This is a genomic window from Caulobacter segnis, assembly GCF_031454995.1.
GTDB classification, from domain to species: Bacteria; Pseudomonadota; Alphaproteobacteria; order Caulobacterales; family Caulobacteraceae; genus Caulobacter; species Caulobacter segnis_E.
The window spans coordinates 577,389-602,423 of sequence record NZ_JAVDRV010000002.1 but is presented as its reverse complement, the minus strand read 5'-3'; the positions used below and the strand labels follow the sequence as shown (position 1 = coordinate 602,423).

20 protein-coding genes are annotated in these 25,035 nt (G+C 68.3%); 12 read left to right on the top strand and 8 right to left on the bottom strand.

The window, feature by feature from the left end; translation table 11 throughout:
* Window positions 1–30 precede the first annotated feature (30 nt).
* Together J2728_RS09015 and J2728_RS09010 are read right to left on the bottom strand one after the other, a co-directional pair.
* Entirely contained in the window at window positions 31–2,397 is a 2,367-nt protein-coding gene (locus J2728_RS09015) for a penicillin-binding protein 1A (protein WP_309998472.1), read from the bottom strand.
* A gap of 126 nt (window positions 2,398–2,523) precedes the next feature.
* Entirely contained in the window at window positions 2,524–3,726 is a 1,203-nt protein-coding gene (locus tag J2728_RS09010; protein WP_309998470.1) for an N-acetylmuramoyl-L-alanine amidase family protein, read from the bottom strand.
* A gap of 403 nt (window positions 3,727–4,129) precedes the next feature.
* Here J2728_RS09010 and J2728_RS09005 point away from each other — a divergent pair, with 403 nt between their 5' ends.
* The 4 genes from J2728_RS09005 to J2728_RS08990 all read left to right on the top strand — a co-directional run bounded on the left by J2728_RS09005 (window position 4,130) and on the right by J2728_RS08990 (window position 9,344).
* A complete protein-coding gene (locus J2728_RS09005; protein WP_309998467.1) occupies window positions 4,130–4,351 on the top strand; it encodes a hypothetical protein in 222 nt (73 codons plus the stop codon).
* Window positions 4,275–6,998 carry an Rne/Rng family ribonuclease gene (locus tag J2728_RS09000; protein WP_309998466.1) on the top strand — a complete coding sequence of 908 codons (2,724 nt, stop codon included), beginning with the start codon at window positions 4,275–4,277 and terminating at the stop codon, window positions 6,996–6,998. Before J2728_RS09005 ends, J2728_RS09000 begins: the two co-directional genes overlap by 77 nt.
* Before the next feature lie 141 nt (window positions 6,999–7,139).
* Entirely contained in the window at window positions 7,140–8,576 is a 1,437-nt protein-coding gene (locus J2728_RS08995; protein ID WP_309998465.1) for a M48 family metalloprotease, read from the top strand.
* Between the two features lie 27 nt (window positions 8,577–8,603).
* On the top strand, window positions 8,604–9,344 hold the full coding sequence (locus J2728_RS08990; RefSeq protein WP_309998463.1) for a DsbA family protein: 741 nt from the start codon (window positions 8,604–8,606) through the stop codon (window positions 9,342–9,344).
* Between the two features lie 3 nt (window positions 9,345–9,347).
* On the opposite strand, the gene J2728_RS08985 is transcribed toward J2728_RS08990, so the two are convergent.
* Together J2728_RS08985 and thiS are read right to left on the bottom strand one after the other, a co-directional pair.
* Window positions 9,348–10,157 (bottom strand): thiazole synthase, encoded by an 810-nt coding sequence (locus tag J2728_RS08985; RefSeq protein ID WP_013079289.1) that lies wholly within the window; start codon window positions 10,155–10,157, stop codon window positions 9,348–9,350.
* 45 nt (window positions 10,158–10,202) lie between these two features.
* Window positions 10,203–10,403: a sulfur carrier protein ThiS gene (thiS, locus tag J2728_RS08980; protein WP_309998459.1), complete on the bottom strand. Its 201-nt coding sequence runs from the start codon at window positions 10,401–10,403 to the stop codon at window positions 10,203–10,205.
* A gap of 79 nt (window positions 10,404–10,482) precedes the next feature.
* Here thiS and aroQ point away from each other — a divergent pair, with 79 nt between their 5' ends.
* The 4 genes from aroQ (at window position 10,483) to aat (ending at window position 13,513) form a co-directional block, all read left to right on the top strand.
* Window positions 10,483–10,923 (top strand): type II 3-dehydroquinate dehydratase, encoded by a 441-nt coding sequence (gene aroQ, locus J2728_RS08975; RefSeq protein ID WP_309998455.1) that lies wholly within the window; start codon window positions 10,483–10,485, stop codon window positions 10,921–10,923.
* A 64-nt stretch (window positions 10,924–10,987) separates the two neighbouring features.
* A complete protein-coding gene (gene accB, locus J2728_RS08970) occupies window positions 10,988–11,494 on the top strand; it encodes an acetyl-CoA carboxylase biotin carboxyl carrier protein (RefSeq protein ID WP_309998454.1) in 507 nt (168 codons plus the stop codon).
* A 5-nt stretch (window positions 11,495–11,499) separates the two neighbouring features.
* On the top strand, window positions 11,500–12,846 hold the full coding sequence (gene accC, locus J2728_RS08965; protein ID WP_309998452.1) for an acetyl-CoA carboxylase biotin carboxylase subunit: 1,347 nt from the start codon (window positions 11,500–11,502) through the stop codon (window positions 12,844–12,846).
* A gap of 13 nt (window positions 12,847–12,859) precedes the next feature.
* Window positions 12,860–13,513, top strand: coding sequence for a leucyl/phenylalanyl-tRNA--protein transferase (gene aat / locus J2728_RS08960; RefSeq protein WP_309998451.1), 654 nt, complete (start codon window positions 12,860–12,862; stop codon window positions 13,511–13,513).
* Here aat and J2728_RS08955 read toward each other — a convergent pair.
* Together J2728_RS08955 and J2728_RS08950 are read right to left on the bottom strand one after the other, a co-directional pair.
* Window positions 13,450–14,115 carry a DUF2155 domain-containing protein gene (locus tag J2728_RS08955; protein WP_309998449.1) on the bottom strand — a complete coding sequence of 222 codons (666 nt, stop codon included), beginning with the start codon at window positions 14,113–14,115 and terminating at the stop codon, window positions 13,450–13,452. The two genes, aat and J2728_RS08955, sit on opposite strands and share 64 nt — an antisense overlap.
* A gap of 5 nt (window positions 14,116–14,120) precedes the next feature.
* Window positions 14,121–14,516 (bottom strand): NADH:ubiquinone oxidoreductase subunit NDUFA12, encoded by a 396-nt coding sequence (locus J2728_RS08950; RefSeq protein ID WP_304279744.1) that lies wholly within the window; start codon window positions 14,514–14,516, stop codon window positions 14,121–14,123.
* A 280-nt stretch (window positions 14,517–14,796) separates the two neighbouring features.
* On the opposite strand from J2728_RS08950, the gene J2728_RS08945 reads away from it, so the two are divergent.
* Together J2728_RS08945 and J2728_RS08940 are read left to right on the top strand one after the other, a co-directional pair.
* On the top strand, window positions 14,797–17,517 hold the full coding sequence (locus tag J2728_RS08945) for a TSCPD domain-containing protein (RefSeq protein ID WP_309998447.1): 2,721 nt from the start codon (window positions 14,797–14,799) through the stop codon (window positions 17,515–17,517).
* A gap of 169 nt (window positions 17,518–17,686) precedes the next feature.
* Window positions 17,687–18,571: a pentapeptide repeat-containing protein gene (locus tag J2728_RS08940; RefSeq protein ID WP_309998445.1), complete on the top strand. Its 885-nt coding sequence runs from the start codon at window positions 17,687–17,689 to the stop codon at window positions 18,569–18,571.
* 92 nt (window positions 18,572–18,663) lie between these two features.
* Here the strand turns inward: J2728_RS08940 and aspS are convergent, their stop codons facing one another.
* Together aspS and tpiA are read right to left on the bottom strand one after the other, a co-directional pair.
* Window positions 18,664–20,502 (bottom strand): aspartate--tRNA ligase, encoded by a 1,839-nt coding sequence (gene aspS, locus J2728_RS08935; RefSeq protein ID WP_309998444.1) that lies wholly within the window; start codon window positions 20,500–20,502, stop codon window positions 18,664–18,666.
* A gap of 120 nt (window positions 20,503–20,622) precedes the next feature.
* Window positions 20,623–21,384 carry a triose-phosphate isomerase gene (gene tpiA, locus J2728_RS08930; RefSeq protein ID WP_309998443.1) on the bottom strand — a complete coding sequence of 254 codons (762 nt, stop codon included), beginning with the start codon at window positions 21,382–21,384 and terminating at the stop codon, window positions 20,623–20,625.
* A 139-nt stretch (window positions 21,385–21,523) separates the two neighbouring features.
* Here tpiA and J2728_RS08925 point away from each other — a divergent pair, with 139 nt between their 5' ends.
* Entirely contained in the window at window positions 21,524–23,485 is a 1,962-nt protein-coding gene (locus J2728_RS08925) for a peptidylprolyl isomerase (protein ID WP_309998441.1), read from the top strand.
* Entirely contained in the window at window positions 23,485–25,035 is a 1,551-nt protein-coding gene (trpE, locus tag J2728_RS08920; RefSeq protein WP_309998439.1) for an anthranilate synthase component I, read from the top strand. Before J2728_RS08925 ends, trpE begins: the two co-directional genes overlap by 1 nt.

The following is a 25,035-nucleotide window of genomic DNA, read 5'->3' as shown; positions in this document are numbered from 1 at the left end:
TAGCCTGCGTCGCCGCCACGCGCAATGAGATCAATAGAGACCGCTCAGCGGATCGACCTTTTGCGGCGGCTTGCCGGGCTGGGCCGGGGGCTGCGGAACCGGCGGCAGGCCCGGCGTCAGCTCGTTGTACGGGATCGGCCCGGTCGGCGCGACCTCCACCTTGGGCTCGGTGCCCGGTCGGAAAGCCTCGCGGACGCCCCGCACCAGGGCGAACTTGGCGTTCTTGGGCGGCTTGAAGTCGACGACCGGCTGGCCTTCCAGGGCGACCTTCATGAAGTCCATGAACACCGGCACGGGGCCGGCCGCGCCGGTCTCGCCCTCGCCCAGCGAGCGATTGTCGTCGAAGCCGAAGAAGACGCCGACGATCAGGTTGGGCGAATAGCCGACGAACCAGGCGCTGCGATACTCGTTGGTCGTCCCGGTCTTGCCGGCCAGCGGACGGCCCAGCGAGCTGACGGCGGCGGCGGTGCCGCGCTGAACGACGCCCTGCAGCATCGAGGTGATCTGGTAGGCCGTGACCGGGTCCATGATCTGGTCGCCCGGCGCGGCGAAGCGCGGGCTCTCATCGCCGTTGAAGCCGGCGTTGCAGCGCTCGCAGTCGCGCTTGTCGGCGCGGAAGATGACCTTGCCCTCTCGGTCCTGCACCAGCTCGATCAGGTGCGGATCGATCCGACGGCCGCCGTTGACGAACGGGGCGTAGGCGGCGGTCAGCTTGAACGGCGTGGTCTCCCCCGCCCCCAGGGCCATGGCCAGCACCGGGTCCATGTCCTTGACGACGCCGGCGCGCTTGGAGAAGTCGATGATCTTCCGCATGCCCACGGCCTGGGCCAGGCGCACAGTCATGGCGTTGATCGATTTTTCCAGGCCCTTGCGAAGGGGTTGGGCCCCATAGAACTCCTTGTCGTAGTTCTCGGGGCTCCAGTCCTGGCCGTTGGCGCCCTTCAGGGTGATGGGGCTGTCGACGATGACGCTGGCCGGCGTATAGCCGTTCTCCAGCGCCGTGGCGTAGACGAACGGCTTGAACGACGAGCCTGGCTGGCGCTTGGCCTGGGTCGCGCGGTTGAAGTTCGACAGCGAATAGCTGTAGCCGCCCACCAGGGCCACGATCCGGCCCGTATAGGGCTCCATGGCCACGAGGGCGCCGTTGACCGCCGGCACCTGGCGCAGGCGATAGCCGCCGCTAGGCGCCTTCTCGACGAAGACGAGATCGCCCGCCTTCAAACCCTTGCCGGCCTTGGCCCAGGTCACGTCGTCACCGACGATCTGCCCCTCGCCCTCGCCTTTCACCAGACGCACCTGTCCGCCGTTCGAGATCACCAGGGCCGGACGCCAGGCGCCCCGCTCCGACGGAATCGGCTTGGCCAGAGCGGTCTTTTCCCAGTTGAGGTCGGTCGGCTCCACGTGCCCCCAGGCGCCGCGCCAGCCATGCCGGCGGTCATAGCGCTCCAGGCCGTCCATCAAGGACATGCGGGCGGCTGTCTGCAGGCGAGGGTCCAGCGTCGTGCGCATGTAGTAGCCGCCTTCGTTCAGGCGGGGGCCGAGCGTGGCCATGCCGCGCTGACGCACTTCCTCGACGAAATAGTCGGCGTCGCGATAGGCGGCGCGCTTGGGCGCGGCCTGGACGACGAGGTCCTCGGCCATGGCCTGCTGGGCCTGGGCCTTGGTGATCCAGCCTTCCTCGGCCATCTGCCCGAGGACCCAGTTGCGACGGGCCATCGCCTTGGCCTTGTTGCGGATCGGATGGTAGTTGTCCGGCCCCTTGGGCAGCGACGCCAGATAGGCGCATTGGGCCAGCGTCAAGTCCGGCAAGGACTTGCCGAAATAGTTATAGGCCGCCGCCCCGACGCCGAACGACCGATAGCCAAGCCAGATTTCGTTGAGATACAGCTCGAGGATCTGCTGCTTGGTCAGCGACTGCTCCAGGCGGCTGGCCAGAATGGCTTCCTTGAACTTTCGGCCGACCGTGCGGTCGCTGGTCAGGAGGACGTTCTTGGCCACCTGCTGGGTGATCGTCGAGCCGCCCTCCAGCCGCCGGCCGGCGATCGCGTTGCCGACGTTCTTGATCATCGCCCGCGACAAGCCGCCGACATCGACGCCGGCGTGCGTGAAGAAGTTGCGATCCTCGGCTGCCAGGAAGGCTTGGGCCAGCTGCGGCGGGATCTGGTCGTAGGGGATGAAGATCCGGCGTTCCTTGGAGTACTCGCCGATCAGGGTGCCGTCCCAGGCGTAGACACGCGTGGCCGTCGGCGGACGATAATCCTGCAGCTCGCCGGCGTCGGGCATGTCGTGGAACAGCCAGGCCGCGTAGATCGCGATCGCGAAGCCCGCGACGGCGATGAGCGACAGCACCGCCACGCCCGCGATGGCCATCCATCGTTCGCTGGGTTTCAGATCCACGCGACCTCCGTCGAGGCGGACGCCCTCGCCCGCCGCACACCTAAACTTCGATCGTCCGGCGCACGGCGCGAACGGTCGCTCCAGTGATTAGAGCGCGGCGCACGAAAGGGGAAGCGGACCTTTCGGTCAGGACTTGCGGACGTCCGCCGAGAAATAGGCCTCGATGGAGTCGCCGACCGCGTCGACCAGGCGCGCGCGGCTGGCCTTGTTGGTCAAGAACGCCTCGTCCTCGGGATTGGTGATGAAGCCCATCTCCAGCAGGACCGCGGGCACGTCCGGCGCCAGCAGCACGAAGAAGCCCGCGTCGCGATGGCTGCGGCGCAGCAGAGCCGTTTCCTCGCCGACATTGGCCAGCAGCAACTGAGCGAAGCTGGCCGAGCGATTCTTGGTCGCGCGCTGCGACAGGTCTAGCAGAATCTGACTAACCGCCCGGTCGCGGCCCGGCAGGTTGGCCTTCATCAGCCAGTCGTTCTTGTCCAGCACCAGACCGACCCGGTCGGCGCCCTTCTCGGACAGCGTATAGACCGACGCGCCGCGCGTGCTGACATCGGGCCCGGAGTCGGCGTGCAGCGAGATGAAGAGGTCTGCGTCCGCCCGGCGGGCGATCTGCACGCGACCTTCCAGCGGAACGAAGGTGTCGGTCTCGCGGGTGAGGACGACCTGATAGCGACCGGTCTTCTCCAACCGCGTTTTCAAGGCCTTGGCCGTGGCCAGGGTGACGTCCTTCTCGAAGGCGTTCGCGCCGAGGGCGCCGGAGTCCTTGCCGCCGTGGCCCGCGTCGATGACGATGACCTTCTTCAGTCGCAGCGGCGCGGCCTTGATCGGCGCGCTGGCCAGGGCCAGGCGCGGCGCGGCCTGGGGCGCGGCCGGAATGGCGGCCCCGCCGTCCACCGCCTTGAGGTCGATGACATAGCGATAGGCGGTCGCGCCATCGCCCGGCGGCAGCAGGAAGCGGCGGCGGACTTCGACCTTACCGGCCAGCTCCAGGCGCAGACGCGCGCCGCCGGCGGCCTCGTCGATCAGCCAATGCTTGACCAAGCCCTGACCCGAGCCCTGAAGATCGCCGGAAATGGTGACGTTCGGCAGCGCCAGGACCAGACGCTGATCGCTCGCGCCGTCCGAAAGCAGCTTGCCGGCGGCGGCGCGATCCAGGTCGATGACAACGCGGGTCTCGGCGCGATCACCGCCGAAGCGGACTTTCTGCACGCCAGAAGGCGCGGCGGGGCCTTGGGCGGTCGCGACCGCGACGCCGGCGGTGGTCATGCCGCCGACGATCAGGGCCGCTCGGACCCAGCCCATGCGAGCCAGACTGATGAGAACCTTACGCATACCCGTCCGCGTTAGCCGGATTTGGTGAACCGATCGTCAATATCCACGCGAGGCGGTAGCCAAAGGGTTAAGTCCCGATCAGCGTGGAAAGCTTTTCTTTTCCGCGCCGATGTGGCTACAGTCCCGCCGCGTGCGAAGTTCCGTGATCGTCACGACTCCGTGCGGGCCGCCCTTGGTTGCGAAAGAGGTCCTGAACCCCTTCCGACGCCGCGGCGGCAGACTAGATAGTTCGAGATGCGGCTGACCGAGCGGGCAAGACGCCTACCGAGACGCCGTATCGAGGGGCCCGCGTCGGGCTCAAACGTCTTCCTGACGACGACGCGCCATCCGATCCGCGCCATCTGGCGCGGGACACGAAACATCCAATCCGCGCATCGCGCGGTAAGGGCAAAACAAAACCCAAATGGGCTGCGCCGCACCCGATCGCCTTTGGCACCTGACCCATCGCCCCCGCTTCGGCGGGGCGACGACGGTCGGCGACGCGCGCGCCCTTCATTCATATCGGCGCCCGGGCCCAGAGCCCGCCGCGCGCCGTGGAGACTTCCTTAATGTCGAAGAAGATGCTGATCGACGCAGCACACGCCGAAGAGACGCGTGTGGTCGTCGTGGACGGAACCCGGGTTGAAGAGTTCGATTTCGAGAGCCAGACCCGCAAACAGCTTCGTGGAAATATCTATCTCGCCAAGGTGACCCGCGTCGAACCCAGCCTTCAGGCCGCGTTCGTCGAGTACGGTGGCAATCGTCACGGCTTCCTGGCGTTCAACGAAATCCACCCCGACTACTACCAGATCCCGGTCGCCGACCGCGAAGCGCTGATGCGCGACGATTCCGGCGATGACGAGGACGACACCCCGATCTCGCGTCGCGCCACGGGCGGCGACGACGAGGACGACGTCAACGGCGAAGACACCGCGATCGACGACGATGATGACGACGTCGAGGAAGAGCTGGCGCGCCGCAAGCGCCGGCTGATGCGCAAGTACAAGATCCAGGAAGTGATCCGCCGCCGGCAGATCATGCTGGTCCAGGTCGTCAAGGAAGAGCGCGGCAACAAGGGCGCGGCCCTGACCACCTACCTCTCCCTGGCTGGCCGCTACGGCGTCCTGATGCCCAACACCGCCCGCGGCGGCGGCATCAGCCGCAAGATCACGGCGGTCACCGACCGCAAGCGCCTGAAGAGCGTCGTCCAGAGCCTGGACGTGCCGCAGGGCATGGGCCTGATCGTCCGCACGGCCGGCGCCAAGCGCACCAAGGCCGAGATCAAGCGCGACTACGAATATCTGCTGCGTCTCTGGGAAAACATCCGTGAGAACACGCTGCACTCGATCGCGCCGGCGCTGATCTACGAGGAGGAAGACCTCGTCAAGCGCGCCATCCGCGACATGTACGACAAGGACCTGGACGGCATCTGGGTCGAGGGCGACGCCGGCTACAAGGAAGCGCGCGACTTCATGCGCATGCTGATGCCGAGCCAGGCCAAGAAGGTCTTCAACTACCGCGACCCGACCCCGCTGTTCGTGAAGAACAAGATCGAGGACCACCTGGCCCAGATCTATTCGCCGGTCGTGCCGCTGCGCTCCGGCGGCTATCTGGTGATCAACCAGACCGAGGCCCTGGTCGCCATCGACGTCAACTCGGGCAAGGCCACGCGCGAGCGCAACATCGAGGCCACGGCGCTCAAGACCAACTGCGAGGCCGCCGAGGAAGCCGCCCGTCAGCTGCGCCTGCGCGACCTGGCTGGCCTGATCGTCATCGACTTCATCGACATGGATGAAGCCAAGAACAACCGCACGGTCGAGAAGGTCCTCAAGGACGCCCTCAAGGACGACCGCGCGCGCATCCAGATGGGCAAGATCTCGGGCTTTGGCCTGATGGAGATCAGCCGCCAGCGCCGCCGCACCGGCGTGCTGGAAGGCACCACCCATGTCTGCGAACACTGCGAAGGCACCGGCCGCGTCCGCTCGGTCGAGTCCAGCGCCCTGGCCGCCCTGCGCGCGGTCGAGGTCGAGGCCCTCAAGGGCTCGGGCAGCGTGATCCTGAAGGTCGCGCGCTCGGTCGGCCTCTACATCCTCAATGAAAAGCGCGCCTACCTGCAGCGCCTGCTGGAGACGCACGGCCTGTTCGTGACCGTGGTGGTCGACGACAGCCTGCACGCCGGCGATCAGGAGATCGAGCGCACCGAGCTTGGCGAACGCATCGCCGTCGCGCCCGCCCCGTACGTCGACGAGGACGATGACTTCGACCACGCCGCCTATGACGACGAGGCCGAGGAAGACGACGAGGATATTCTCGAAGACGAAGACGATATCGAGCGCGAGGACACCGACGACGACGACGCCTCGAGCCGCAAGCAGGCCCGGGACGACGACCGGGGCGACCGCAAGGGCCGCCGCCGCCGTGACCGCCGTCGCGGTCGTCGCGACGACCGCGAAACCGAGACCGAGGTCGAGGCTGACGGCGAAGTCGACGAGGAAGACGCAGACACCGAAGACCGCGCCGAGTTCGGCGACGAGGACGAGGACGCCCGCCGTCGCCGTCGCCGTCGCGGCCGCCGTGGCGGCCGCCGTGGCGGTCGTGAGGACGGCGATCGTCCGACCGACGCCTTCGTCTGGATCCGTCCGCGCGTCCCGTTCGGCGAGAATGTCTTCACCTGGCACGACCCGGCCGCCCTGGTTGGCGGCAACGGCGGCGAAGGCCGTCGCCCCGCGCCGGAAGCCCGCGCCGAGGCTCCCGCAGAGCGTCCGGAGCGCGCCGAACGCGTCGAGCGCGAGGAACGTCCCGCTCGCGAACGCGGCCGTCGTGGTCGCGATCGCGGTCGTCGCAACCGCGACGAGGCGCCGGTCGCCGAAACGGCCGTGGCCGAAGCCGCCTCGCCCGTCGAGGTTGTGACCGCCGCCGAGCCGGCCGAGCCGTTCGAAGCGCCGATCCTGGCGCCGCCGGTGATCTCCGCGCCGCCGGCCGATGTCTGGGTCGAGCTGCCGGAAGTCGAGGAAGCGCCGAAGAAGCCCAAGCGGGTGCGCTCGCGCGGCAAGAAGCCGGCCGCCGATGTCGCCGAGACGACGGAAGCCGTGGCCGAGGCCGTTACCGAATCGGTGGCGATCGTTCCGCCAGAGCCGGAACCCGAGGCCGCCCCGGTCGTCGAAGCCGCGCCCGAGCCCACGCCCGAGCCGGAGATCGTCGCCGAGGCCGCACCCGCCGTTCCGGCCGAACCGGATCCGGCCGAGATCACCACCCCGCCCGAAAAGCCGCGCCGCGGCTGGTGGCGCCGGTAGTCGAGCCGATCACGGCCCGCGCTTCTTGACCGAGGCGCGGGCCGAAATCGTCGCGAGGACGGGCGCACCCCTTGTTCCCTCGCCTAGATGATCCAAGTTAGACTGGTCGGGTTCGCGGGGGCGCGATCTGGAGATCATTCGATGACCTCGCGTCGAGGGCATGCCGCGAAGCGCCAAGCTGGGCGCGGATTGACCGTCGCGCTGACGGCGCTGTCGATTATCGCCTCGAGCGTGTCGGTTCCCCGGGTCGCCCTGGCCCAGGACGGTGGCCCGTCCCTGATCCGCGACACCGAGATCGAAGAAATCCTCCACCACGACGCCGATCCGATTTTCGCGGCGGCGGGTCTGGATCCGAGGAACGTGCGGATCCTGATCGTCGGCGACAAGAGCCTGAACGCCTTCGCCACCCAAGGCCTGCAGATGGGCCTGAACACCGGCCTGATCCTGCAGACCGAGAACCCGAATCAACTGCGCGGCGTCATCGCCCACGAGACCGGACACTTGGCCGGCGGCCACCCGATCCGCTCGGACGAGATGATGCGCGCCGGGCTCAAGCCCATGATCCTGACCATGGGCCTGGGCATCCTGGCGGCCCTGGCCGGCTCGCCCGACGGCGGCGCGGCCTTGATCGCCAATTCGCAATACGCCGGCGCCCTGGGCGCGCTCGGCTATAGCCGTGAACAAGAGTCTCGCGCCGACCAGGCCGGCGCCGGTTTCCTGGAAGCCACGGGCCAGTCCGGCCGCGGCCTCGTCGAGTTCTTCGACAACTTCCGCTACCAGGAAGTCTTCGACCAAGCCCGCCGCTTCGCCTATTTCCGCAGCCACCCCCTGTCGTCCGAACGGATCGAGGTGCTGCGCAGCCGCGTCGAGCGTCAGCCGCACTTCAGCGCCGTCGACACCCCCGAGGACATCGCCCAGCACGAGGTGATGAAGGCCAAGCTGGAGGGCTTCCTCAATCCCCAGGTCGCCTTGATGAAGTACAAGGAGACCGACGCCAGCTTCCCGGCCCGTTACGCGCGCGCCATCGCCTATTATCAGATGAAGGACCCCGATCGGGCGCTGAAGCTGATCGACGACCTGATCACCGACAACCCGGACAATCCCTATCTTTGGGAGCTGAAGGGTCAGGTGCTGTTCGAGTTCAATCGCATCGCCCTGGCCGAGGAGCCGCAGCGCAAGTCGGTCCAGCTCAAGCCGGACGCCGCCCTGCTCCGGGTCAACCTCGGCCAGACGCTGATCAACCTCAACGATCCCGCCAAGGTCGAGGAAGGCGTCAAGGAACTGAAGCGCAGCCTGCTGAACGAGCCCGACAACACCGTCGCCTGGCGCCTGCTGGCCCAGGCCTACGACAAGCAGAAGAAGGACGGCGAGGCCCGCTTGGCCACCGCCGAGCAGTACTTCTCGCTGGGCGCCGTTCGGGAAGCCCGGGTCTTCGCGATGCGCGCCCGGGAGCTGCTGCCCAAGAATACGCCCGACTGGCGTCGCGCCACCGACATCGTCCTGGCCTCCCGCCCCTCCAACCAGGACCTGAAGGACCTGGCCAAGGACGGGGCCATGCAATCCAACCTCGGCCGCTAGCCGGCCTTCCTGACGTTCGAGACCTTGATGACCCTGCTTCGTCGCGCCGCGACCCTCGCCCTGCCCCTGGCCGTGTCCAGCCTCGTCCTCGCCGGCTGCGACCAAGCCAAGCCCGACAAGGCGTTCGGTGAAAAAGTCCGCGCCTATCTGCTCGAGCATCCCGAGGTGCTGATGGAGGTCAGCCAGAAGCTGCAGGAAAAGCAGGCCAGCCAGCAGGCCGTCTCGGCCCAGAAGGCGATCGGCCAGTATCGCCAGGCGCTTGAGCGCGATCCGCGCGACGTCGTGATCAATCCGGCCGGGACCATCACCGTCACCGAGTTTTTCGACTACCGCTGCGGCTATTGCCGGCACGCCGCGCCCGAGATCATCGCGCTTGTCCAGAAGAACCCGGACATCCGCCTGGTCCTGAAGGACTTCGTGATCTTCGGCCGCGACAGCGAAGCCGCCGCGCGCCTGATGCTGGGCGCCAAGGACCAGGGCAAGAGCCTGGAACTCCACAAGGCGCTGATGGCCGAGAACGCCCTGGACGCGGCGGGAGCGCTGCGCATCGCCAAGGGCCTGGGGATCGACCTCGCCAAGGCCAAGGCCGCGGGTGAGAGCGAGGCCGTCACCCAACACCTGGCGGATACCGAGGTCCTGGCCAAGACCCTGGCCCTGCAAGGCACGCCGGCTTTCATCGTCGGCGACACCCTGATCCCCGGCGCCGACATCAACGCCCTGAAACTGGCGATCGAGCAGACCCGAGCCAGCAGGGCGAAAGCGGGCTGATCCCTAGATCAGTCCCGCCAGCGGCGAGCTGGGATCGGCGTAGAGGCGCTTTTGCATCCGGCCGGCGAGATAGGCCTCGCGGCCGGCGATGACGGCGTGCTTCATCGCCTTGGCCATGCGGATCGGGTCCTTGGCCTCGGCGATGGCGGTGTTCATCAGGATGGCGTCGCAGCCCAGCTCCATGCCGATCGCCGCGTCCGACGCCGTGCCGACGCCGGCGTCGACCAGCACCGGGACCTTGGCGTTCTCGACGATGATCCGCAGGTTGACGCGGTTCTGGATGCCCAGGCCCGAGCCGATCGGCGCGCCCAGCGGCATGATCGCCACCGCGCCAGCCTCTTCCAGCTTGCGGGCGTAGACCGGGTCGTCCGAGCAGTAGACCATGACCTGGAAGCCGTCGGCGACCAGCAGCTTCAGCGAGCGCAGGGTCTCTTCCATGTCCGGGAACAGGGTCTTGGGGTCGCTGAGGACCTCCAGCTTGACCAGGTCCCAGCCGCCGGCCTCGCGGGCCAGGCGCAGGGTGCGCACGGCGTCCTCGCCGGTGAAGCAGCCAGCGGTGTTGGGCAGATAGGTGAACTCGCTGGGCTTCACATAGTCGACCAGCAACGGCTGGGTGGGATCGGTGAGGTTCACGCGGCGAACGGCCACCGTGACGATCTCGGCCCCGGCCGCGCGGGCGGCGGCGGCGTTGGTCGCGTAGTCCTTGTACTTGCCCGTGCCGACGATCAGGCGCGAACGGAAGGTGCGGCCGGCGACGGTCCAGGTTTCTTCGGTGTCAGCGGCGACGGCGTCGGGGGAAACATGCGCGTTCATGGGGCTGGTTTACGCCCCGCCGGCCGGCGTTTCAAATACGCAGGATCAACCGCCGCCGATAAAAGTAACGATCTCGATGCGGTCGCCGTCGGCCAGGGCCGTGTCGGCATAGGTGGAACGCGGGGCGATCTCGAGGTTGCGCTCGACCGCCACCTTGCGGGCGTCCAGGCCCAGCGACGCCACCAGATCGGCGATCGTGAGCACCCCGGCCACGTCCCGTTCTTCCCCGTTCAACAAAAGCCTCATTTCACCTCCGAAGCGAGCCCTGCTTGTGACCTGAGGGAACCGGCTATACAAGACCTCCCGGAATCGACGGCGGAGCCGCATGGTAAAACCGATCCACGTGCTGAGCGGCCCCAATCTCAACCTGTTGGGAACCCGCGAGCCCGAGATTTACGGAAAGGACACGCTCGAGGATGTCCGGACGCGCTGCGAGGCGCGGGCGGCTTCGCGTGGCGTTTCGGTGGTCTTCCGCCAGTCCAACCACGAAGGCGTGCTGATCGATTGGGTGCATGAGGCGCGTGTGTCGGCCTCGGCGCTGATCATCAATCCGGCTGGCTACGGCCACACCTCGATCGCGCTGCTGGACGCGCTCAAGACCTTGAGCATCCCGGTGATCGAGTGCCATCTGTCCAACCCGGCGGCGAGGGAGGAATTCCGCCGCCACACCTATGTGTCGCTGGCGGCCACGGGGATCGTCTCCGGGTTTGGCGCGGCGAGCTATGAATTGGCGATCGAGGCCGCTTTCGGCCTGGTCGGCGTTTAACGAGAACCTCGCCCCAGCGCTTTTCCGCGGCGCGCGGCGTTTCAGAACAACAAGGTAAGCTTCCATGTCGAACCCCAAGGCCCCCGCCGATCCGGTCGAAGCTCCGGCCATCGACGCCCGTCTGGTCCGCAAGATCGCGGATATCCTGAAGGACACGGGTCTCTCGGAGATCGAAGTCGAGCACGCTGGTCTGAAGATCCGCGTGGCGCGTGAGCTGACCGCGGCGCCGGTCAACTACGTCCAGGCCGCGGCTCCGGCCTATGCCCCGGCGCCCGCCGCCGCTCCGGCCGCCGCCGCGCCCGCCGCCGAAGCCGCGCCCGCGCCGGCCGCCGCTCGCGGCGACGCCGTGAAGTCGCCGATGGTCGGCACCGCCTATCTGTCGCCCCAACCGGGCGCCGACGCCTTCGTGAAGGTGGGCGACACCGTCTCGGCGGGCCAGACCCTGCTGATCGTCGAAGCCATGAAGACCATGAACCCGATCTCGGCCCCGAAGGCCGGCAAGATCGTCGAGATCCTGGTCGCCGACGCCCAGCCCGTCGAGTTCGGCGAGCCGCTCGTCGTCATCGAGTAACGCTCATGTTCGACAAAATTCTCATCGCGAACCGGGGCGAGATCGCGCTCCGGGTCCACCGCGCCTGCAAGGAAATGGGCATCGCCACGGTGGCCGTGCATTCCGAGGCCGACCGCAACTCCATGTGGGTGCGCCTGGCCGACGAAAGCGTCTGCATCGGCCCGGCTCCCGCCGCCAAGAGCTATCTGAACATCCCGTCAATCATCGCGGCCGCCGAGATCACCGGCGCTCAGGCGATCCACCCGGGTTATGGCTTCCTGTCCGAGAACGCCCGCTTCGCCGAGATCGTCGGCGCGCACGGCTTCACCTTCATCGGCCCGAAGCCCGAGCACATCCGGATGATGGGCGACAAGATCACCGCCAAGCAGGCCGTGAAGGACGCCGGCATCCCGGTCGTTCCCGGCTCCGACGGCGGCGTCTCGACCGAGGAAGAGGCCTTCGAGGCCGCCGAGAAGATCGGCTTCCCCGTGCTGATCAAGGCCGCCGCCGGCGGCGGCGGTCGCGGCATGAAGGTCGCCCAGACGCGCGAGGACCTGGCTGAAGCGGTCTCGACCGCCCGCGCCGAGGCTCGCGCCGCGTTCGGCGACGACACGGTCTACATGGAGCGCTACCTCCAGAAGCCGCGCCACATCGAGCTGCAGGTGATCGCCGACAGCCACGGCAACGTGGTGCACCTGGGCGAGCGCGACTGCTCGCTGCAGCGCCGTCACCAGAAGGTGCTGGAAGAAGCCCCCTCGCCCGCGCTTTCCGCCGAAGGACGCGCCAAGATCGGCAAGGTGGTCGTCGATGCGGTCAAGGCCATCGGCTACCTGGGCGTCGGGACCATCGAGTTCCTGTGGGAGAACGACGAGTTCTTCTTCATCGAGATGAACACCCGCCTGCAGGTCGAACACCCCGTCACCGAGGCCATCACCGGCATCGACCTGGTGCGGGAGCAGATCCGCATCGCCGCCGGCCTGCCGCTGTCGTTCACCCAGGAGGACGTCGTCTTCGAGGGCCACGCCATCGAGTGCCGGATCAACGCCGAGAACGCGCGGACCTTCACGCCCTCGCCGGGCACGATCACCGACTTCCACGCCCCTGGCGGTCTGGGCGTCCGCCTGGATTCGGCGATCTACACCGGCTATGCGATCCCGCCCTACTACGACAGCCTGATCGGCAAGCTGATCGTGCACGGCCGCGACCGCGCCGAGTGCATCGCGCGCCTCAAGCGCTGCCTGGGCGAGATGGTGGTCGGCGGCGTCGAGACGACGATCCCGCTGTTCCAGGATCTGCTGGTCCAGCCCGACATCCTGGCCGGGGACTACGACATCCACTGGCTGGAGCGCTGGATCAAAGCCCAGGAAGCCTAGCTCAGGCTCAACCATGGAAGACGCCTTCACGGTCGACGACCTGATCGCCTGCTACGCGCGTGGCGTCTTCCCCATGGCCGACGCCCGCGAGGACGAGAGCCTTTTTCTGATCGATCCCGAGCGGCGGGGCGTCCTGCCGCTCGGGAACTTCCACATTCCCAAGCGCCTGGCCCGCACGGTGCGCAACGGCCCTTACGAAGTCCGCATCGACACCGCCTTCGACGCGGTGATTGAAGGCTGCGCGGCCTCGAGGCCCGGCCGACAGGACACCTGGATCAACCACCCCATCCAACAGCTCTACGGGCAACTCTACGCCCGGGGCCTGGCCCATAGCGTCGAGACCTGGCTCGGGGACGACCTCGTCGGTGGACTTTACGGCGTTTCTCTAGGCGGCGCGTTCTTCGGCGAGAGCATGTTCTCGACCGCGCGCGACGCCAGCAAGGTGGCGCTGGTGCATCTGGTCGCGCGACTAATCGCCGGCGGCTACGCGCTTCTGGACACTCAGTTCCTGACCGATCACCTGACGCAGTTCGGCACGGTCGAGATCAGCCGCGCCGACTATCGCCGACGTCTGGCCAAGGCTCTGACGGTCCAGGGCGACTTCTACGGCTTGGCGGGCGGCGCGACCAGGATCGACTGCTTGCAGGCGATCAACCAGGCGTCATAGACCGGATGCTCGAGCGGGTTCAGGCCCGGCGAGCTGGCGTACATCCACCCCTTGTAGATCTGCCGTCCGGGCGGCGCGGGCCGTCCCGCCTGGGCCTTGGGCTGGGTGTCGACGATGACGTAGGCCGTGGTCTCCGGCGCGACCTCGTCGGTCGCGGCGGTTTCGCAAGCGCGCACCGTGAAGACCAGCGTCTTGTAGCGGATCGGCTGACCGACCGGGACCTCGAACCGCATGGTCTCGGTCGTGACCTTGTCCAGCGCCTGCATGATCGCGATCGCGTAGCGCTGGCGCTTGGCCGGCTCGGGCGGCTTGACCGGAGCGGCGGGGGGCGCGGGCTTGTCCGACGAAGCCGCGGCAGGAGTCGGCGCGGGCTGCGAACTGGCGGCGGCCGGCGCGGGCGCGGTCTGCGAAGATGGAGACGGACGAAGCTCGGGCGCTTGTTGGACGCCCGCCGCACGCGCGGCTGGGGCGACAGGCGCTTGGGGCGCGGTCGGCGGCGTTTGAGCGGACTGAACAGCCGCCTGGCGCGCGAACGCCGCGCCGGTTCCGGCCAAACCGGCCAACACGGCGGCGGCGGCGATCCAGGACGCCCGGCGGGACATCCGTCCTATTCCGGCGACCAGGCTTGGTAGTCGCTGGTGGCGGCCGCGCGTTCGCCGCCACGGGTCAAGGAGCCCTTCGGACGCCAGGCGTGCACGGTGCCCGTGAGGTTCGGCAGGTGATCCTTTTCCCACTCACGACGCTTCAGCGGCGCCTGGGTCGGCGGCTCGTCGAACGTGTAGTGCAGCCAGCCGCTCCATTCGGGCGGAACCTTCGAGGCTTCGGCGTAACCGTTGTAGATCACCCAGCGGCGCTTGCGCTGATCGTAGCTGTCGCTGTTGTCGCGCGCTTCGAAGTAGCGGTTGCCCTGCTCGTCCTGGCCCACGAAGACGCCGCGGCGGCCGATATGGAAACGCTGACCCAGGGTCGCGCCGTTCCACCAGGTGAAGATCGCTTTCAGCACTAGGTTCGCACCCGAAACTTAAGAGGGCTCAAGACAGGCCGCGACCGGCGCGGCGAAGCGGCGCGACTATAGGGCCCCGGGTCGTCAGCGTCCAGCGCCGCGCGGCGACCACCCGCTTCAACATCTTGTGGATTAACCCCGCCACACCCCCAACATCTATTGAGAGCTCTGGCGGGAGGTTCTAGCGTGGGTGCGACCTTACGCGCATCCCGACCGCGTGGAATCACACGTTAGGGATTTGGTAAGCTTCTAAGCTGGCAGACGGAACCAGGAAACGTCCATGCGCACGCCCGCCAAAGCCGCCGGATCGGTTCCCGCGATGGAATGGCGCGACCTCGAGCGCGCCGACAGCATCATCGTGGTCGCCGCCCCCGCCGCCTGGACGGACGCCCGTGTTGAGGCCTGGCTGGACTGGGCCGGGACGATCGAGCCCAAGGCGCCGCTGGGCGGCGGGCCGGCCCGCTACGCGGACCGTGTCGCCAAGATCGGCCTCGCGCGGGGCCTGTTCGGCGACAAGGCCGACGCCGCCGGCTTCAGGGACGCGCTGCTGGCGACCATGTTGGCGGGCTACGCCACCCCGGCGGGGGGGCAAGCCGGCCAAGAGCTGTCGCCCGACATCAGCGAGATCGAATTCCAGACCACGGCGCGGCAAAGCCTGAGCCGGCGTCGCGCCGCGACCCTGGCCAGCCTGGCCGCCAGCCGCCTCGACAGCGCCCTCGCCCAGGTGACGGACGCCGTCCGGCGCTGCCAGGGCGACGCGCGCGCCTGCGCCGACGTCCGCAAGAACCCGGCCCTCGCCCGCGCGGCGCGGAAGGCCCGCGAGCTAGGCGCCGACGATGGCGCGATCCTCGAAGCCATCGCCACCGCCGACGCGCCGCGCGCGCCGCTCGCGGCCCCGGCGCCGGCCTCCGAGAACGACATGGTCGCCTCGGCCTCGCGCCAAGGCGTGGCCGCGGGCGATGAGTCCGCCGCGCTCGCCGCGCAGTTCGCCTGGGAAACGGGCGCCCTCACCCTGACCTTCTCGCCGCAGGACGCCGAACTCCTCGCGCGCGGCGTCGCGGTCGGCGCGGCCATCGACGCCAGCGCCTTCCTCGACGCGGAAGGCTTCGACGTCGAGCGCTTCACCGAGGTCTGTCACCTGTGGGGCACGGCGCTGGAGCTGGAGCGCGGCGACCAGCAAGCCCGTCTTTCGCTCGCCGGCGTCGGCGACTGTCTGCTGAGCCAAGGCCTGTCGCAGTCCGGCCAAGAGGGGCGCGACGGCGCGGCCGCGCTGTGGGCCCTGGCCGTGGGCGCCGCCCTGTCGGCCAGCGCCGAGGCCGCCTCGACGCTAGGTCAGGATCTGGCCTACGCCCAAGACCGCCAAGGCGTGCTGAAGACCCTGGCCGAGCGCCGGGTCCGCGCCGCCGCCTTGCGCTCCGAACTCGCCACCGAGGCCGCCACGGCGCTCGCGACGGCTCATGGCCTGGCGAAAAAGCACGGCCTGCGCTCAGTCGCCCTAGTCGGGCCGTTCGAGGACGCCGAAGCCACGCTGCGCCTGGGCGGCGCCCCCGTCGGATCCGCCGGCGCGATGGCGCCGGTCTCGGTGGCCCAGACCGCCGACGGACTTCTGCTGCCGACCTTCAGCCCCGCGGCCATGGAGGCTCTGTCGGCCGAGAGCGCGGATCTCGACGCCGCCCGCCGGCACGCCCTGGGCCATGGCACCCTGGCCGAGAGCCCCGCCATCGATCACCTCGTGCTCCAGGCGCGCGGCTTCACCGCGCACGAGATCGAGAAGGCCGAGAACGCCCTGCGCGAATGCCGCGGCCTGCGCGCCGCCTTCGCGCCGGCCATCATGGGTCCGGGCTTCCTGCGGGACGTGCTGGGCGCTTCGGCGGAAGACGTCGCGCGCCGCGATTTCGACACCCTCGCCTTCGCCGATTTCACCGAGGACGAGATCGCGGCCGCGGAACGCCATGCCCTGGGCGCCGGGCGCCTGGGCGACTGCGACACCCTCAACCCCGAGCTCCGCGAGGCCTTCCAATCGGTGGAAGCGCCCACCTTCGCGGATCGTCTCGCCATGCTGACGGCCGTCGAGGCCTTCGCCTGCCTGCCGACCACCGTGCCCCTGCCGATCGCTTTCGACGCCCGGCCGGCCGACGCCGTGCGCGCCCAGGCCGCCGCCGCCCGCGCCGGGGTCCGCGCCCTGCGCTTGCGGCGCGCCGCCCCGCCGGCCGAGTTCAAGCTCGACCTGCCAGAGGAACCCGCAGCGGAGGCTCCGCGCCCCGCGCCGATGCGCGAGCCGATCGTCACCGAGCGCGTGGTCGAGAAGATCGTCGAGCGCGATCGCTCGCGCCGCCGCCTGCCCGACCGCCGCAAGGGCTACATCCAGAAGGCCGCGGTGGGCGGCCACAAGGTCTATCTGCACACCGGCGAGTACGAGGACGGCGAGCTGGGCGAGCTGTTCATCGACATGCACAAGGAAGGCGCGGCCTTCCGTAGCCTGATGAACAACTTCGCGATCGCCGTCTCGTTGGGCCTGCAGCATGGCGTGCCGCTGGACGAGTTCGTCGACGCCTTCGTCTACACCAAGTTCGAGCCGGCGGGTCCGGTGACGGGCAACGACTCGATCAAGTCGGCGACCTCGATCCTGGATTACGTTTTCCGCGAGCTGGGCGTGTCGTATCTGGGCCGCGACGATCTGGCCAACGCCGATCCCAGCGAGTTCAACGCCGACGGCCTGGGCGCGGGCAAGCGCCTCGTCGACGCCGACGAGGATGGCGAGCTCGATCCGGTGCCCGCCAGCCGCTTCATCTCAAAGGGCTTCTCGCGCGGCGCCACCCCCGACAATCTGGTCTTCGCGGCCTTTGGTCGCCGCCGGGTCGAGGGCGTCGAGCGTCCCGGCGTGGAGGGTGAGATGTGCCCGTCGTGCGGCGACCTCTCGTTGGTCCGCCGGGGCGCGATCACCATCTGCGACACCTGCGGGGCCCAGGCCGATCAATCAGGTCCGCTGGCGTCGTCCTGAGCGCGTCCAAGGCGAAAATCCCCGATCGACTTCACGTTGATCGGGCGGCTCGCCTCGCCTGTTCCAGCCGTTAAATCCCCGTCATTACCGCGATTTAAGTGGCTTCCGCCCCCCGCCGGGTTCAAACCGTAACTCACACAGTCGCGTAATGGGCTGCACGGAGAAATTGATGTTTCGCTTTGGCGCCTCCATCGCCGCCTTGTCGCTGAGCCTGCTGGCCCTGGCCGGTCAGGCGCATGCCGCGACCGAGGACCGCGACGTCGCCAAGCTCACGTCGTTCGGCGGGATGTGCGCCAGCTGCGATCTGGCCGGACGCAAGCTGATGAACGCCAAGTTCGCCGGCGCCAATTTCTCCAAGTCGGTTCTGATCGGCGCCGACCTGCGCGGCGCGATGTTCTACGGCAGCAATTTTGTCTCGGCCGATCTGAGCCGCGCGGACCTGCGCGGCGCCGAGATGCGCGGCGCCAACTTCAACAGCGCCAACTTCACCGACGCGCGGATGTCGGGCGTCGAAAGCAGCGGCGCCAACTTCCAGCAAGCCGTCCTCGTGCGGGTCGATCTATCCTCCGCCGAGTTGCACGGCGTCCAGATGAACGGCGCCAACCTGCAGAAGGCCCGCTTCTCCAACGTCGAGCTGATCGCGGCCAACCTTTCGGGTGTCAACGCCCGCGACGCCGACTTCTCGAACGCCGACATCAACCACGCCAACTTCCAAGGCGGCCGCTTCGAGGGCGCCATTTTTCGCAACGCCGACATGACCGGCTCCAACCTGCGTGGGGCGGTTTTTTCCGGCGCGGATTTCCGCAACGCCGACCTGTCCCTGGTGAACCTCGGCGGCGCCGACCTGTCCGGGGCTCGAGGCCTGGACCAGGATCAGCTGGACGAGGCTTGCGGTGATGGCGGCACGCGACTGCCCGCCGGCCTGAGCGTGCGCGCGTGCAGCGGCATCCGCGGCTCGCGGCAGTTCATGCTGTGGAGGGAAATGCCCAAGACGCCGCCCGCGCCTCCGGCCGCGCCGGCTCCGCCCAAGCCGCCGAAACCACCCAAGTGGTGATCCGACTTCGCTGAAGCCAGGCGCCGCCCAGACAAGAAAAAGCCCTCCGATCATCAGACCGGAGGGCTTTTCTTTCGCGGTGACCGCCGGTCCTAGACCTTGATGGGCGGCGCGGTGCGGATGTGCAGCTCCTTCAGCTGCTTGTCCAGCACGTTGGCCGGCGCGTTCATCAGCAGGTCCTGGCCCTGCTGGTTCAGCGGGAAGGCGATGACCTCGCGGATGGCCACCTGGTCGGCCAACAGCATGACGATGCGGTCGATGCCGGGCGCCAGACCACCGTGCGGCGGCGCGCCGTAGCGGAACGCGTTCAGCATGCCGCCGAACTGCTCCTCGACGACCTCGGGGCCGTAGCCGGCGATCTCGAAGGCCTTGAGCATGATCTCGGGCTTGTGGTTCCGGATCGCGCCCGAGCAGAGCTCGTAGCCGTTGCAGACGATGTCGTATTGATAGGCGCGGATGGTCAGCGGATCCTGGCTCTCCAGGGCCTCCAGACCGCCTTGCGGCATCGAGAACGGGTTGTGGCTGAAGTCGACCTTCTTCTCGTCCTCGTTCCACTCGAACATCGGGAAATCTACGATCCAGCAGAACTTGAACTGGTTCTCGTCGACCAGCTTCAGCTCCGTGCCGACGCGCGTGCGGGCCAGGCCCGCGAACTTGGCGAACACGGCCGGGTCGCCAGCCACGAAGAAGGCGGCGTCGCCGGCGCCCAGGCCCAGCGATTCCATCAGGGCTTGCGTCGGTTCGCCCAGGTTCTTGGCGATCGGGCCGCCCCAGCCGCCTTGGTCTTCCGACCAGAACACATAGCCGAGGCCCGGCTGACCTTCGCCCTGGGCCCAGCTGTTCATGCGGTCGCAGAAAGCCCGCGAACCACCCGTGGGGGCCGGGATCGCCCAAATCTGGTTCTTGGCGTCGGCGCCCAGGATCTTGGCGAACAGGCCAAAGCCGCCGTCACGGAAGTGCTCCGAGACGTTTTGCATCTTGATCGGGTTGCGCAGGTCCGGCTTGTCGCTGCCGTACCAGGCCATCGACTGGGCGTAGGTCAGGCGCTCGAAGCCCTTGTGCTCGAACGTCGCGCCGAAGTCGTTGGTGAAGGTGTGGGTCTCGCTGATCGGCGAGACGCGACGGCCGTTGCCGAATTCCTCGAAGACGCCGTGCATCACCGGCTCGATCGCCGCGAACACGTCTTCCTGGGTGACGAAGCTCATCTCGACGTCGAGCTGGTAGAATTCCAGCGACCGGTCGGCGCGCAGGTCTTCGTCGCGGAAGCACGGGGCGATCTGGAAGTAGCGGTCGAAGCCCGAGACCATCAGCAGCTGCTTGAACTGCTGGGGTGCCTGCGGCAGGGCGTAGAACTTCTCCGGGTGCAGACGCGAGGGCACCAGGAAGTCGCGCGCGCCTTCCGGCGAGCTGGCGGTGAGGATCGGCGTCTGGAACTCGTTGAAGCCCTGCGCGAACATGTGGTTGCGGATCGACTGGATCACGCGCGAGCGCAGGACGATGTTCTTGTGCAGCGTCTCGCGACGCAGGTCGAGATAGCGGTGCTTGAGGCGGATCTCTTCGGGATAGTCCGGCTCGCCGAAGACCGGCAGCGGCAGCTCGGCGGCTTCGCTGAGCACCTCGACGGCCGAGACGCGGATTTCGATCTCGCCGGTCGGCAAGTTGGGGTTCACCACGCTGGCGTCACGGGCGATGACCTCGCCGTCGACGCGGATCACGCTCTCGGCGCGCAGGCGCTCGACGATCGAGAAGCCCGGCGTTTCGGGGTGCAGGACCAGCTGGGTCAGGCCGTAGTGGTCACGCAGGTCGATGAAGACCAGACCGCCGTGGTCGCGCTTGCGGTGGATCCAGCCCGACAGGCGCACCGAGGAACCGGTGTCGGAAGCGCGCAGAGCGCCGCAGTTGTGGGTGCGATAGGCGTGCATCGAGGTCATGAAAGTCTTGAATACGCGGTGATTTGCAAGGCGCGGTAAGGCGCACGTGGGCGCCGCCATGTCAAGGATTCTGGGACAAACCGCGCGCTCGCGCGGCTTGACCCGGTAGGCTTCGCCCCGTCAGGCGGCTTCGACGATGGCCAGGAAATCCTTGGCCTTCAGCGAGGCGCCGCCAACCAGGGCGCCGCCAACCTCCGGCGCCGCCAGGATTTCGCGGGCGTTGTCGGGCTTGACCGAGCCGCCATAGAGGATGGGCGTCGCCGCGCCCTGCTCGCCAAACCGCGCGACCAGCTCGGCGCGGATGGCCGCGTGCATCTCGACGATGTTATCGACCGAGGCGACGTGGCCGGTGCCGATGGCCCAGATGGGCTCATAGGCGACGTTGAAAGCCTTGCCCTTGAGACTGTCCGGCAACGAATTGCGCAATTGGCCGACCACGAAGCTCACCGCTTCGCCAGCCTGACGCAGCTCCAGGCTTTCGCCGACGCAGATGACCGGCTCCAAATCCGCGGCCAGGGCGGCCTCGACCTTGGCGGCCACCCGCTGGCAGGTCTCCCCGTGATCCGTGCGGCGTTCGGAATGGCCGACGATGACCATGGTCCCGCCCGCGTCGCCGATCATCTCGGCGGAGATGTCGCCGGTGTGGGCTCCGCTGACCTTCGGATGGCAGTCCTGACCGCCCACCAGGACGGAGGACCCCTCCACCGCCTCCGCCAGGCGATGCAACAGGGTCGCCGGGGGGAAGATCGCCACGCGAGCGCCAGCGGGGCGCTGCTCCAGCGCCGCCGCGACGGCGCGCGCCTCGTCGAGCGCGACCGAAAGGCCGTTCATTTTCCAGTTTCCGGCGATCAACGGCCGGGGCGTCGTGCTTGAAAGGGTCATGAGCGCCTTCTTGGGGACACGCTCGCTTGGGAAGTCAAGCCCGCGCCGCTTGCCCCCGCGCCCGCGGCTCTACTATACCCGCTGCTCTCGACTGCTTTGCTCGTTGCTTCAGCGGTCCGACTGGAAGGTTTTCGCCCTCATGCTCGCCGGTTTCCGCTCCTTCGCCAAATCGCCGTTCGCGGTGCTGCTGTTTGGCCTGCTGATCGTCAGCTTCGCCATCTTCGGTATCAGCGACGTCTTCAAGGGACCGCGCGGCTCTGGCGTGATCGACGCCGGCTCGCGCGAGATGTCCGCCCAGGACTTCAAGGTTCGCTTCGACAACTACCGCAAGGAGATCGAGCGCCGGAACGGCGAGGCGATGACGCCAGACCAAGCCGTGGAGCGCGGGATGGACCGGCAGATCGTCCAGGAGCTGGCGCTGCAGGAATCGATCGCCGCCGCCATCGCCAAGATGGGCGTCGTTCCTTCGGACAAGCTGATCGCCAAGACCGTCCACGAACAGATGAGCTCGCTGCCCCCCGGCCAGCGTCCGTTCGACCCGATCACCGGCAAGTTCGATCCCAAGCTCTACGCGGCCCTTCTGGCCCAGAACAATCTGACGCCGCAGGCCTACGAGGCCTCGCTGCGCGACGAGATCGCCCAGGGCCACTTCTTCTCGGCGGTCGCCGACGGCCTGAAGGCCCCGCGCGTCTACGCCGCCCTGCAGGCCGCCTACGGCCTGGAGACCCGCGACATCGCCGCCTTCGCCGTCAATCCGGCCTCGGTCGAGAAGCCCGCGCCCCCGACCGACGCGCAGCTCGTGGCCTTCATGAAGGAAAACGCCGATCGCCTGACGCGCCCGGAAACCCGCGTCCTGTCGATCATGCGCGTCAGCGCCAGGGCCCTGGAGCCGACCGTCGCCATCGACCCGGCCGCCGTCCAGAAGGCCTTCGACTTCCGCAAGGACAGCCTGGCCAAGCCCGAAACCCGCTCGCTGATCCAGATCGTCGCGCCGGACGCCAAGACCGCCGCCGCCATCTCCCAGCGCCTGGCCAAGGGCGAAGACCCCGCCACGGTCGCCAAGGCTTACGGCAAGTCGCCGGTCGCCCTGATCGACAAGCCCAAGTCCGCCCTGCCCGACCGCAAGGTCGCCGACGCCGCCTTCAGCTTGGCCGCCGGCCAAGTCAGCGGCCCGATCAATGGCGAGCTCGGCGTCTCGGTCGTGAAGGTCACCAAGGTCAATCCGGGCGTGGTCGCCACGCTCGACAGCGTCCGCCCGCAGATCGAGGCCGAGGTTCGCGCCCAGGCCGCCCAGGCCAAGGCCTATGACCAGACCCAAGCCTATCAGGACGCGCACGACGCCGGCGCCGACCTCGTGGCCGCCGCCAGCAAGGCCGGCGCCATGGTCGTGACGACCGCGCCGATCACCGCCCAGGGCGCCGACCAGATGGGTCAGCCGGCGGCTGGCCTGACGCCCGACATGATCAAGACCGCCTTCAGCCTGGCTCAAGGCGGCGAAAGCGACCTGATCGAGCTGGGCAAGGGCGAATACTACGCCGTCAAGGTCGAGAAGGTGGTCCCGGCCGCCCTCCCGGCCCTGGCCGAGATCAAGCCCCAGCTGACCGCCGTGTGGATGGGCCAGGAGATGGGCAAGCGCCTCAAGGCCAAGGCCGACGCTCTGGCCGCGCGCGTCAAGAAAGGCGAGTCGCTGGAAGCCGTCGCCGCCTCGGCCCAGTCCAACATCCAGCGCGTCCCGGGCCTCTCGCGCCAGAACGCCCAGCAGCACATGGGCCTGGGCCCTGCCTTCCTGGGCGCGGCCTTCGACGCTAAACCGAACACCGTGTTCACCGCCCGCGCCGGCCAGCAGGGCGAGGCCTATGTCGTCGCCAAGCTGGAAGCCGTCCACGCCGCGCCGACCAATGACGTCGCCCGCTACGCCGTGCTCGCCCAGGCCCAGGCCGCCAACGGCCTGATGCGCGACCTTGGCGAGGCCTCGCGCGCCGCCGCCAAGGCCCAGCTGAAGACCAAGACCAACCTGACCCTGGCGCGCCAGGCCATCGGCGTCGACACCGACGCCCTGGCCAAGGCGGAAGCCGCCAAGGGCGGAAAGAAAGCCGAGTAATGAGTCTGGAACCCGCCTTCGACGCCTTTTCGGAAGCCTATGACTCCGGGCGGCGGCAGGTTGTCTGGACCCGTCTGATCGACGATCTGGAGACGCCGGTTTCGGCCTATCTGAAGATCGCCCAGACGCGTCCCTACAGCTTCCTGTTCGAAAGCGTCGAGGGCGGCGCCTGGCGCGGTCGCTACTCGATCGTGACCATGAATCCTGACCTCGTCTGGCGCTGCCGCGGCGACCAGGCCGAGATCGCCGAGGGCGACGACATCGCCGCCGGCCGGTACACGCCGCAGGCGGGCGGCGCGCTGGACAGCCTGCGCGACCTGGTCGCCCGCTCGCGCATGGAGCTGCCCAAGGGCCTGCCGCCCATGGCCGCCGGCGTGTTCGGGGCGCTGGGCTACGACCTGGTACGTCTGGTCGAGCGCCTGCCCGATATCAACGAGGACACCCTGGGCCTGCCGGACGGGATCATGACCCGGCCACAGATCGTCGCGATCTTCGACGCCATCGCTCAGGAGATCATCCTGACGACGGCCGTGCGGCCCAAGGCCGGCGTGTCGGCCAAGGACGCCTACGAAGCCGCGCGGACTCGGATCGAGACCGTGATGGCGGACCTGCGCCGTCCTCTGGCCCACGACGCGCCCCGCGCGCCGCGCGGTCCGATGGAGTTCACGACGCCGGTCAGCCGCGCCGACTATCACCAGGTCGTGGCCAAGGCGAAGGACTACATCGCCGCCGGCGACATCTTCCAGGTCGTCGCCAGCCACCGCTTCCGCGCGCCCTTCGACCTGCCGCCGTTCGCGCTCTATCGCTCGCTGCGCCGCACGAATCCGTCGCCGTTCCTGTTCTTCCTGAACCTGGACGGTTTCAATCTGGTCGGCTCCAGCCCCGAGATTCTGGTGCGGTTGCGTGACAACAAGATCACCATCCGTCCGATCGCCGGAACCCGTCCGCGCGGCGCCACGCCCGAGGAAGACGCCGCGCTGGAAGCCGAGCTGCTGGCGGATCCCAAGGAGCGCGCCGAGCACCTGATGCTGCTGGACCTCGGCCGCAACGACGTGGGCCGCGTGGCCATGCTAAACCGCGCCGGTCGCAACGCGCCCCCCGAGCAGACAATGGCTGAGCGTCCGAAGGGCCCTAACGTCCGCGTGACCGAGAGCTTCAAGATCGAGCGCTACAGCCACGTCATGCACATCGTCTCGAACGTCGAGGGCACGGCCCCCGAGGGCGTCGATCCGGTGGACGTGCTGATGGCCGCCCTGCCCGCCGGCACCCTGTCGGGCGCGCCCAAGGTGCGGGCCATGGAGATCATCGACGAGCTGGAAGTCGAAAAGCGCGGCATCGGCTATGCCGGCGCCGTCGGCTATTTCGGCGCGGACGGCTCGGTCGACACCTGCATCGTGCTCCGCACGGCGCTGGTCAAGGACGGCATGATGTACGTCCAGGCCGGCGGCGGCATCGTCGCCGACAGCGATCCGGACGGCGAATACGACGAGACCCTGCACAAGTCCCGCGCCCTAAAGCGCGCGGCTGAGGAAGCCTGGCGATTCAGCTGA